General features: G+C 46.6%; 3 protein-coding genes. 1 reads left to right on the top strand and 2 read right to left on the bottom strand.

Annotated elements, in window-relative coordinates; genetic code table 11:
• Together JF818_RS11195 and JF818_RS11190 are read right to left on the bottom strand one after the other, a co-directional pair.
• Positions 1-306: nucleoside deaminase (locus JF818_RS11195; protein WP_198892091.1), on the bottom strand; the 306-nt coding region annotated here is incomplete at its 3' end.
• A gap of 90 nt (positions 307-396) precedes the next feature.
• Positions 397-1,614, bottom strand: a complete 1,218-nt coding sequence (locus JF818_RS11190) for an argininosuccinate synthase (RefSeq protein WP_198892090.1) — start codon at positions 1,612-1,614, stop codon at positions 397-399.
• A 230-nt stretch (positions 1,615-1,844) separates the two neighbouring features.
• Here JF818_RS11190 and JF818_RS11185 point away from each other — a divergent pair, with 230 nt between their 5' ends.
• The gene (locus JF818_RS11185; RefSeq protein WP_198892089.1) at positions 1,845-2,579 is read left to right on the top strand and encodes an ABC transporter ATP-binding protein; all 735 of its coding nucleotides are present in this window, start codon (positions 1,845-1,847) and stop codon (positions 2,577-2,579) included.
• The last annotated feature ends 92 nt before the right edge of the window (positions 2,580-2,671 follow it).

Raw genomic sequence — 2,671 nt, 5'->3', positions numbered from 1 at the left:
CCCGTAGTACACCTCCTTGATGTTTGCCCAGATGCTTGCAGAGAGACACATCGGACAAGGATAACAGGTGGTGTAGAGTATGCAACCAGAAAGGTCATGGGTCCCTTTCTGCTTGCACGCTTCACGGATGGCATTTATTTCTGCGTGCGAGGTCGGGTCGTGGTTTGCCAACACACTGTTTGAGGCAACATAGAGAGAACCATCGGTCGTGTCCACAACCACAGCACCAAAAGGACCACCTTCATCGTTGTTCATGGTCTTTCGTGCTTTTTCTATCGCCATTTGTAAATACGCTTTCGCATCCATAGTACTCAATCTCCAACCACCACTATAGCATACGTTTCTCTGTAGATAAAATACCGCCTTCAGTCTTTGAAGGCGGTAGTGACTAACAGCTTAACCGCGTTTGGAACTGGCGATCAAGCGGATTGCATTGATATTGATGAATCCCTTGCAATCAACCGGCTCATACCCTCCAGCCTTGTCCATGCTTCCCATCTCCTCGTCGTAGAGGGAGAAGGGGCTTTCCACGCCAGCGAAGATGACATTACCCTTGTACAGTACAACCTTGCTGGTACCTGTGACATGCTTCTGACTTACAGTGAAGGCAGAGCGAAGCATCTCAAACTCAGGAGCACCCCAGTAACCATTGTAGATCAATTCAGAATACTTGGGCATGAGGCTGTCCCTCAAATGCATTGCTTCCTTGTCCATGGTGATGCCCTCAAGATTATGGTGAGCCTTCCAAAGGATTTCACAACCCGGGGTCTCATAAACACCGCGACTCTTGATCCCGATATAACGGTTCTCCACCATATCCACACGGCCGATTGCGTTGTCATGTCCCATCTTGTTGAGATAGAGAATCATCTCCAGAGGATCAGTGACAACCGTTTGGTCGTTCTCGTTCTTCACAGAGACAGGAATGCCATCCTCGAAGGTGAAGGTCAGCAGTGTTTCCTCATCCTTGGCTTCCTTCGGGCTGAGGGTAAGGCTGTACACATCATCATCAGCGCGAAGTGAAGGATCCTCCAGGATACCGGCCTCATGGCTTATGTGGATGAGATTCTCGTCCTCGCTGTATGGCTTCTTGGTGGATGCCTTGACTGGGATATCGTACTTCTTTGCGTAGGCGATCATATCGCTTCTTCCCTCGAACTGACTGAGCCATTCAGGGTCTTTCCAAGGACTGATGATCTTAACCTCAGGCATATGCATATAGTAACCGAACTCAAAGCGGACCTGGTCATTTCCCTTGCCTGTGGCGCCATGGGAAACATAGACGGTTCCTTCCTTGCGGGCAATTTCAATCTGGCGTTTTGCGATGATCGGACGGGCCAGGGAGGTTCCCAGCATATAGGTACCTTCATAGATAGTATTTGCCTGGAGGGCAGGGAAGATGTAGTCAGTGACCAATTCCTCTCTGAGGTCTTCCACGTATACTTTTGAAGCACCAGTAGCCAAAGCCTTCTTTTCAATAGCTGCAAAATCCTCGTTCTGTCCGACATTTGCCACATAGGCGATAACATCAAACCCTTTATTGGCAAGCCATTTCAGGATTACCGAGGTATCAAGTCCTCCGCTGTATGCCAGAATGATTTTTTCCTTGTCCATATTCGTATCTCCCTGTTCGGTATTTTATTCTGCCGTCAGTGTAGTAATTCTTGTGTAGAATGACAAGAGGTTTATGCATAAATATTCGTAAAAATCGTATTATATGCAATTAAAATCGAATATATCCAGAAATATACTGCATTAATATACATCAATACTAATTCGAAAATTTTCGAAATAGTAATTGCAAAATCAGATTTTCCACTCTATAATACAGTGGAGGTAGTCAAATGCTGGTATGTGATCAAATAACCAAACGATATGGTAATCAACCAAGGAAAGCGGTCGATACACTGGATCTCTCCATTGCACCTGGACAGATATTCGGATTCCTTGGTCCCAACGGGGCTGGTAAGAGTACCACCATCAAGATGCTCACTGGTTTGCTTAAACCTGATTCTGGTTCGATCAGTTTCATGGGATACTCCCTTCATTCTGATCCTCTCAGCTATAAGAGATTAATCGGTTATGTACCTGATGAACCGCTTTTTTATGAGAGAATGAGTGGGTATGAGCATCTCTCCTTCATTGCAGATCTCTATGGGGTTGGTAGCGTGGAACGTAAGCAACGGATTGATGAGCTGGGGGAGCGATTGTTGCTTTCTCATGCTTTGAAGGATGAAATCTCTTCCTATAGCCATGGGATGAAACAGAAGCTTTCTATCATATCAGCCCTGTTACCTTCCCCTAAGTTGCTTATCTTGGATGAGCCCATGGTTGGGCTGGACCCAAAAGCAGCCTTCATCTTGAAAACGCTCCTGGGTGAGTTTGCTGAATCAGGGAATACGGTATTCTTTTCCACCCATGTATTGGAAGTTGCCCAGCAACTTTGTAGCAGTCTGGGAATCATAAAAGAGGGGAGGTTGTTGTACAACGGAACCCTACAGGAACTGCAGTCTCGCACACAAGAACTTGATGCAACCCTGGAAGCGTTGTTTCTTGAACTGACAGAGAGCGAGGAGTAGGGCCATGAACATGCGCGTAGTTTTGTTGCTGGTTCGCGCCTTCTTCTCGGGGACCAAGCCAGTCAAGGATTTCTTTGAGCGCATCAGTACCT

This window comes from Sphaerochaeta sp. S2 (genome assembly GCF_016406725.1).
Lineage (GTDB): Bacteria > Spirochaetota > Spirochaetia > Sphaerochaetales > Sphaerochaetaceae > Sphaerochaeta.
This window is presented reverse-complemented; position numbering and strand designations above follow the sequence as displayed.